Annotated in this window: 6 protein-coding genes; all 6 read left to right on the top strand. The window is 43.4% G+C overall.

What is annotated here, in order from left to right; translation table 11 throughout:
* Positions 1–127: 127 nt before the first annotated feature.
* The 6 genes from guaA to JWR61_RS13260 all read left to right on the top strand — a co-directional run bounded on the left by guaA (position 128) and on the right by JWR61_RS13260 (position 7,759).
* Complete coding sequence (gene guaA, locus JWR61_RS13240) at positions 128–1,660, top strand: glutamine-hydrolyzing GMP synthase (RefSeq protein ID WP_301928253.1); 1,533 nt, start codon at positions 128–130, stop codon at positions 1,658–1,660.
* A 187-nt stretch (positions 1,661–1,847) separates the two neighbouring features.
* A complete protein-coding gene (locus tag JWR61_RS13245; protein WP_301928254.1) occupies positions 1,848–3,062 on the top strand; it encodes an ABC transporter substrate-binding protein in 1,215 nt (404 codons plus the stop codon).
* A 122-nt stretch (positions 3,063–3,184) separates the two neighbouring features.
* Positions 3,185–3,328, top strand: coding sequence for a DUF2256 domain-containing protein (locus tag JWR61_RS28265; protein WP_367881801.1), 144 nt, complete (start codon positions 3,185–3,187; stop codon positions 3,326–3,328).
* A 221-nt stretch (positions 3,329–3,549) separates the two neighbouring features.
* Positions 3,550–4,584 (top strand): ligase-associated DNA damage response exonuclease, encoded by a 1,035-nt coding sequence (locus JWR61_RS13250; RefSeq protein WP_301928255.1) that lies wholly within the window; start codon positions 3,550–3,552, stop codon positions 4,582–4,584.
* Positions 4,585–4,683: 99 nt separating this feature from the next.
* The gene (locus tag JWR61_RS13255) at positions 4,684–6,333 is read left to right on the top strand and encodes an ATP-dependent DNA ligase (protein ID WP_301928256.1); all 1,650 of its coding nucleotides are present in this window, start codon (positions 4,684–4,686) and stop codon (positions 6,331–6,333) included.
* A gap of 52 nt (positions 6,334–6,385) precedes the next feature.
* Complete coding sequence (locus tag JWR61_RS13260; RefSeq protein ID WP_301928257.1) at positions 6,386–7,759, top strand: hypothetical protein; 1,374 nt, start codon at positions 6,386–6,388, stop codon at positions 7,757–7,759.
* Positions 7,760–7,813: the final 54 nt, after the last annotated feature.

A 7,813-nucleotide genomic window follows, 5' to 3' on the forward strand; every position in this document is an offset into this window, starting at 1 on the left:
TATGCCGTAAAAGAGGGCGATGCAACGATGTTGCTCAGCGTATTTCCAGCCACGACCAAAATAATTTAACCCGGGCCTGCCGTAATTATATTGGGCAGATAAAGGAATTATTTACCTTCGCACGCAAATGACGGAAAAAATTTTAATACTAGATTTTGGTTCTCAATACACCCAGTTAATTGCGAGAGCCGTAAGGGAAGCCAGTGTTTATTGCGAAATAACCCCTTTCAATAAACCAATTGTATTTGGTCCCGAATTGAAAGGTGTGATTTTGTCCGGCTCGCCTTTTTCGGTAAACGAAGAGAATGCGCCGGTAGTAAATATCGCCGCCATCGCATCCCGGGTACCAGTATTAGGCGTATGCTACGGAGCACAGCTTACGGCCAAACTGTTTGGAGGAAAAGTGGAAAAGAGCGACAAAAGAGAATATGGCCGGGCCAAACTGGAAAAAGTAAAAGAGAATATTTTATTGCAAAACGTATCGCCGCACAGCCAGGTTTGGATGAGCCACAGTGATACGGTAAAGGAATTACCTGAAGGTTTTGATATACTGGGAACTACCGAAAGCATTCCTGTTGCTGCGTTTGTTCGTACGGCAGAAGGTTTTCCATTGTACGGGCTCCAGTTTCATCCCGAAGTGTATCACAGCACCGAGGGCAAAATCATTTTGAAAAATTTCCTGGTAGATATTTGTGGCTGTTCCCAGGATTGGACGCCGGCACATTTTATCAGCGATACCGTGGCGGCATTAAAAGAAAAGATTGGCGATAAAAGGGTAATCATGGCGATGAGTGGCGGTGTTGACAGTACGGTAGCCGCTACCCTCATTCACAAAGCCATCGGCAGTAATTTATTTGGCATTTTTGTAGACAATGGCGTACTGCGTAAAAACGAATTTGAAGACGTACTCAAAATGTATGAGCAACTGGGTCTGAATGTAAAAGGCGTGGATGCAAAAGAACATTTTTATACCAAGCTGGCCGGCAAAACCGACCCTGAAGAAAAAAGAAAAATTATTGGCGGCGGCTTTATTGAAATATTTGACAAAGAAGCCAAACGCATTGAAAATATTGATTTTTTAGGCCAGGGTACCATCTACCCGGATGTGATTGAATCGGCCTCGGTGCATGGTCCTTCGGTGACTATTAAAAGTCACCACAATGTGGGCGGTTTACCTGCCACCATGAAGCTGTCGCTGGTAGAACCCTTAAGAGCTTTGTTTAAAGATGAAGTTAGGAAAGTGGGAGTAGAACTGGGTTTACCACATGATATGTTGTTTCGCCACCCCTTTCCCGGACCGGGTTTGGGTATCCGCATACTGGGTGATATTACCGAGGAAAAGGTACGGTTATTGCAAGATGCAGATGCGATCTATACCAATGGATTGAAAAAAGCAAACCTTTATGCGAGTGTATGGCAGGCTGGTACCATTTTACTTCCGGTAAAAAGTGTTGGGGTAATGGGCGATGAAAGAACTTATGAATTTACGATTGCTTTAAGAGCAGTAACTTCTGTAGATGGGATGACGGCCGACTGGGCGCATTTACCGTATGAATTTTTAGCCGATATTTCTAACGAGATTATCAATAACGTAAAGGGAATTAACCGGGTGGTATATGATATCAGCAGTAAACCGCCGGCAACCATTGAGTGGGAATAACTTTTGAATGTCTGATTTTGGGATGTCTGATGGCTGATTTTTTTTAATTCGGATAGCTAGTGTATTAGCTGAAGAATTAGGATCGTTAGTTTGCAGACTTTAGAAATCAGAACGAATAAAAATACTTTTTCATCCAGCGTTGTAAAACAACAAGTAACAACCCTAAAGAAATCAGACATATAATATTATGAAAGAAGAAAAGGTAAAAAAAACGTGGACAACACTTGTTGTTTTGTCTGTTGCTTTCAGCTGTTTTATTTTACCTGCAACCGCACAAAATACAGTGCAGCCCATTACCAGAATTTACCGCGTTGGCATTTTTGCCCCGCTTTACCTGGATACGATTTTCACCAATACCGGTACCATCCGCTTTACAGACGCCATCCCCAAATTTATTACGCCCGGGCTTGAATTTGTGCATGGTGCACAGATTGCACTGGACTCAATGAAGCTGCCGAATGAGAATGTAGAAGCCTTTATTTACGATACCAAATCGTACACTAAAACAATTCCCCGCTTAATTTCAGATAAAAAATTAGATACGCTGGACATCATCATTGGCTCGGTAAAAGATGTGGATTTCAGGCAACTGGCAGATTTTGCGTTGAGCAAAAACATTCCTTTTATTTCGGCCACCTATCCAAACGATGGCGGCGTTACTGCCAACCCTTCTTTAGTGATTGTAAACTCTACACTAAAAGCACATTGTGAAGCTATCTTCAGTTACCTGGTACAAAGCCATGGTACGGACAGAATATTTTTATGCCGTCAGAAAGGACCGCAGGAAGATAAAGTAGCGGCTTATTTCAAAATGATCAATGCGCAGGATGGCAAGCCCCTGCTGGATATTCAGACCCTGAATTTTGACAGCATCGTTTCACCTGGTTTATTAAAAAACAGGCTGGACAGTAACCGCCAAACAGTCATCATCGGCGGCTCACTGGATGAAACTTTCGCCACCAAATTAACCATGGCCTGTTACGAACTGCACGAATCTTACCCCATCACGTTGCTGGGCATGCCCAACTGGGACAGCTTTAAAGCCCTGATGAATAAAGATGCCCTGGTAGATTTCCCGGTATTTTTTACCAGTCCTTATTTTAATACCAAATGGGATGACTACAGCAAAATGGTAAATAACGTGTATGCAAAAAAATACAAAGCCCGGGCTACCGACATGGTTTTTAAAGGCTTTGAGTGCACCTGGCTTTTTACCAAATTGCTCACCAAATTTCCGGGCAATGTTATCAATCATTTAAACGACAAATCTTTTAAGTTGATCACGGATTATAATTTCCGCCCGGTGATGTTGAAAAAAGATTCACCTGTTACTGACTACTACGAAAACAAGCACCTCTATTTTGTACGTATCATGAATGGCACCATTTCCAAAGCCTGGTAACAGGCATCAATAAATAAATTAGTGAAAGCCTGTATTAACAGGCTTTTTGCATATCCGGGCACCTTCAGCCAAACATATATCCGCTTTGTTTGTAATTAGTATTGAATGTATTTGTATATCTGATGGCGCATAAAAAAGGGAATCTTCCTGCTAAAATTTGTATTGTTTGCAAACTCCCTTTTACCTGGCGAAAAAAGTGGCAGAAAAATTGGGATGAGGTAAAGTATTGCAGTGAAAGGTGCAGAAGTAACAAGGCATCTAAGTAAACAGGTCGTTGTTATAAGAAAGAAATATTGCCCGGGCGAGCAAGCAATGTGGAACCATATTGGCGACGCTCCGTTCAACAAAATACCCTTGTGGATCTTCAGCCTCCGGGTTGAAGTAAACAAGATAAATGATTGCATTCTTAAATCGATATGAAGAACCAGAAAACAGCAAACGCTTCATTTCATTATCAATTATCCATTAAAAAATTATCCATTAAAAAATGCCGCTAATAGAATTCTCCGATAAAGGCCTTTACTGCAGACAGGGCAATTTTTACATTGATCCCTGGAAGCCCGTAGATAAAGCCGTCATCACACATGCGCACAGCGACCATGCCCGCTGGGGAAGCAAATATTACCTGTGCCATCATCTTACCAAACCATTGCTGCAGTTGCGGCTGGGAGATAATTTGTATGAATCGGTAGACTGGAATGAACCGGTTTTTATAAATGGTGTAAAAGTATCGCTGCACCCCGCAGGGCACATCATTGGCTCGGCGCAAATAAGGGTAGAATACGAAGGCGAAGTATGGGTTGCAAGCGGCGATTACAAAACAGAAGATGACGGTATCAGCGGCGCTTTTGAACCGGTACCCTGCAACACCTTTATAACAGAATCTACTTTTGGCTTACCCATTTACAAATGGAAAAAGCAATTGGATATTTTTGAAGATATTAAGAACTGGGTAGCACAGAATAAGGAAAATAAAAAGACGAGCGTATTAATTGCATATAGTCTTGGTAAGGCACAAAGAGTATTGATGCCACTCTCCGAAATGGGCCTGCCGGTGTATGTGCATGGAGCCGTTTGGAATGTGCACCAGGCACTGGTAAACAGCGGCTGGAAATTACCTGAAGTGACACGGGTTCAACCCGACACACCTAAAGAAGACCTCGTTGGCAATATCGTAATAGCACCGCCCAGCGCCGATGGTACGCCATGGATGAAAAAGTTTTATCCATACAGTGTAGGCACTTGCAGCGGATGGATGCAGGTAAGAGGCAATGCAAGAAGACGCAATACCGACGCAGGCTTTGCCCTGAGCGATCATGCTGATTGGTATGGGTTGTTACAGGCAGTAAAAGCAACCGGCGCACAAAAAGTATATGCAACACATGGCTTTCAATCTGCCTTTAGCAGGTTTTTAAATGAACAGGGCATAGAAGCCGGCGAAGTAAAAACAGAATATGGCGGGGAAGAAGAAGAGAGTAAAGCGGCGGAAGAGACTGAGGAAATAATAATGGATAATGGATAATTTTTTAATTGATAATAACTACCGGCAAATTTAAAAGCTAACAAATTACTCCCCCTTTAGGGGATGGGGGAATCTCTTTTAGGGAATGAGGGAATAACCATGAAACAATTCGCAAAACTTGTAAACATACTCGGTACCAGCACCAAAACAAATGATAAGCTGCAGGCTTTGCAGGATTATTTTGAAGTGGCGGCGGACCAGGATAAGGTTTGGGTAATCGCCATCTTCAGCGGAAGGCGCCCGAAGCGCATTATCAACTCTACTATTCTTGCTGGCTGGTGTCTTGAAATTGCCGCCATTGAGCCCTGGTTATTTGATGAATGTTACCACACGGTTGGTGATCTGGGTGAAACCATTGCGCTGTTGTTACCCGAACAGGAAACACAAAATGAAACTGGCAATGAACATACTTTGTCTTATTATTTACAAACATTTATCCGCATTGAAAAAGAAACCGAACAGGTAAAAAAAGACTTTATTACCAGCAGCTGGCAGCAAATGGACCGCAATGAAAAATTTGTCTTTAATAAGCTTATCACTGGTGGCTTCAGGATCGGTGTGTCGCAGACCATGATGGTGAATGCACTGGCAAAAACAGTCAAAGTTTCTTCTTCCATCATAGCGCACCGCATCTCTGGTAACTGGGATCCTGCCACCACCTCGTTCGATGATTTACTCAGTGAAACCGTTGCTGCAACCGACTTTTCAAAGCCCTACCCTTTTTATCTTGCTTATGCCGTTGATGAAGATTTAGATAAGTTGGGTGAAGAAGATCTATGGCAGGCAGAGTGGAAATGGGATGGCATCCGCGGGCAGATCATTAAGCGCAACAAAGATTTTTTTGTATGGAGCCGCGGCGAAGAGTTGATGACAGAAAAATTTCCGGAGTACAATCATTTTAAAGACCAGCTGCCGGATGGCACAGTGATAGATGGCGAAATCATCAGCCTCGGCGCACCGGCTGAAGATGGCGTTTTTAAACCATTACCTTTTGCCGCATTGCAAACCCGGATCGGCAGAAAAACAATTACAAAAAAACAATTAACCGAAGCACCAGTTGGTTTTATAGCCTACGATATTCTGGAATTCGAAGGCGAAGATATCCGCTACAAATCCATGGAAGAACGCAGGCAATTGCTGGAACAGGTAATAGCCAAAACCAATTATCCTGCACTGCATATTTCTCCGGTTATTTCATTTAACACCTGGGAAGAATTGGGTGTTACCCGGACAAAATCCAGGGACATGGGCAGCGAAGGCATCATGATCAAAAGAAAAAGTTCACCCTACCAGTCGGGCCGCAAAAGAGGCGATTGGTGGAAATGGAAAATTGATCCGCTTACGATTGATGCTGTAATGATCTATGCGCAAAAAGGCCACGGCCGCAGAAGCAACCTGTACACCGATTATACATTCGCCGTAAAAGACGGCGACAAACTGGTGCCGTTTACAAAAGCCTACAGTGGATTGACCGATAAGGAATTTGCACAGGTAGATTCATTTGTAAAAAGAAATTCCATAGAAAAATTTGGCCCGGTACGTACCGTAAAACCAGAGCTGGTTTTCGAAATTGCCTTTGAAGGCATTGCAGCCAGCAACCGTCACAAAAGCGGAGTAGCATTGCGTTTCCCCCGCATGAGCCGTTGGCGAACCGATAAAAAAGCAGACGAAATAAATACGCTGGAAGACCTGAAAGAAATGCTGAAAATATACAACCAGCAGGGGGTTGTGGAAGCGACTGACCTTTAAAATTTTTATATGCACGCACCAATAATTGCGTAAATTAGATAAGGAAAACACTATGAAAAAGTTAAGCATTTTATTGGCGATGGTGATCACCGGTTTTGCATTTGTAAGCCTTACCAATCGCCTGAATGAAAACCCGGAATTTATCGCACCCAGCAAACAAAGAACAGGCGATGTTGCAAAAGGCTACCAGTATTTAATTACGGGTGATTATTTAAAAAGTGGCATTCCCTTTAACTTATTTGTACTGGGCACCGGCAAAGACACCACCAATTTTTTACAGAGAGATGGCTACAATAAAAGTCTTAACTACAGTTTTACGGCAGTTAAGGCGCCCAACGGTGTGCTGGTAGCGGCACCCAATTGCCTGCAATGTCATGGACAGGTGTTTGATGGTAAACTGATTGTAGGCCTCGGCAATTCGCTCAGCGATTTTACCCTAAACCGGCAAGGCACAGCGTTGTTTGCTGAAAAGTTTTTACAGAACCTGAAAGGTGAAGAAGCTAAAAAATATGATGCCGCGAAAAATTTTATACAAGCCATTAAAACGGTCTCCCCGGAATTGATTACTACTACAAAAGGTGTTAACCTCGCAGATGCATTAGCTGCATTGCTTGTATCGCACAGGGATCCGCAAACCCTGCGCTGGAGCGACAAAAGTTCCTTTACATTACCTACAGAAATGATACCCACCGATGTACCCGCCTGGTGGTTGCTAAAGAAAAAGAACGCCATGTTTTACAATGGTTTTGGCCGCGGTGATTTTGGTAGGTTTTTAATGGGCAGTAATTTATTAACCGTTTCGGATACAGCCGAAGCCGCTGAGGTAGACAGCCATTTTAATGATGTGCTGGCCTTTATCAATTCCATCGAAGCACCTAAATATCCAAAGCCCATTGATGCCGCGATGGCTGCGCAGGGCAAAGCTGTTTTTTCGGCCACCTGTAAAAAATGCCACGGCAGTTATGGAGATAGTACAAGCTATCCCAACCTGCTGATACCTGAGTCGATCATCAAAACAGATTCGGCTTTGTACACAGCCAACTACAGCAATCCCCAAATGGTCATCTGGTTCAACAACAGCTGGTTCAGCAGCGGCGATCATCCCGCAAAGCTGGTGCCTTACCGCGGTTATATTGCCCCGCCGCTGGATGGTGTCTGGATCACCGCACCTTACCTGCACAATGGTTCTGTGCCTGATCTGGAAACCTTGTTAAACAGTAAAAAACGCCCCAAATACTGGCAGCGGAGTTTCAGCAGCACCGTTGATTATAATTATGAAATACCCGGTTATAAATACCAAACAAAAGATGCTCCCGGTACCAGCGAAGTGTACAACACAACACAAAAAGGCTACAGCAACGAGGGCCATTATTTCGGTGATAAACTATCGGAAACACAGCGTCGCTCGGTGATTGAATATCTATAGACTTTGTAAAATAATTTTGTTACCAGCCTATAGGCCTGGTTGAGCTTCAGTGGG

It is taken from the genome of Ferruginibacter sp. (assembly GCF_028288465.1).
Taxonomy (GTDB): domain Bacteria; phylum Bacteroidota; class Bacteroidia; order Chitinophagales; family Chitinophagaceae; genus Ferruginibacter.

Bases quoted from the DNA above. Each gene is read 5' to 3' on its own strand.
- guaA (WP_301928253.1), top strand. From the start codon at position 128: ATGACGGAAAAAATTTTAATACTAGATTTTGGTTCTCAATACACCCAG.
- JWR61_RS13245 (WP_301928254.1), top strand. From the start codon at position 1,848: ATGAAAGAAGAAAAGGTAAAAAAAACGTGGACAACACTTGTTGTTTTG.
- JWR61_RS28265 (WP_367881801.1), top strand. From the start codon at position 3,185: ATGGCGCATAAAAAAGGGAATCTTCCTGCTAAAATTTGTATTGTTTGC.
- JWR61_RS13250 (WP_301928255.1), top strand. From the start codon at position 3,550: ATGCCGCTAATAGAATTCTCCGATAAAGGCCTTTACTGCAGACAGGGC.
- JWR61_RS13255 (WP_301928256.1), top strand. From the start codon at position 4,684: ATGAAACAATTCGCAAAACTTGTAAACATACTCGGTACCAGCACCAAA.
- JWR61_RS13260 (WP_301928257.1), top strand. From the start codon at position 6,386: ATGAAAAAGTTAAGCATTTTATTGGCGATGGTGATCACCGGTTTTGCA.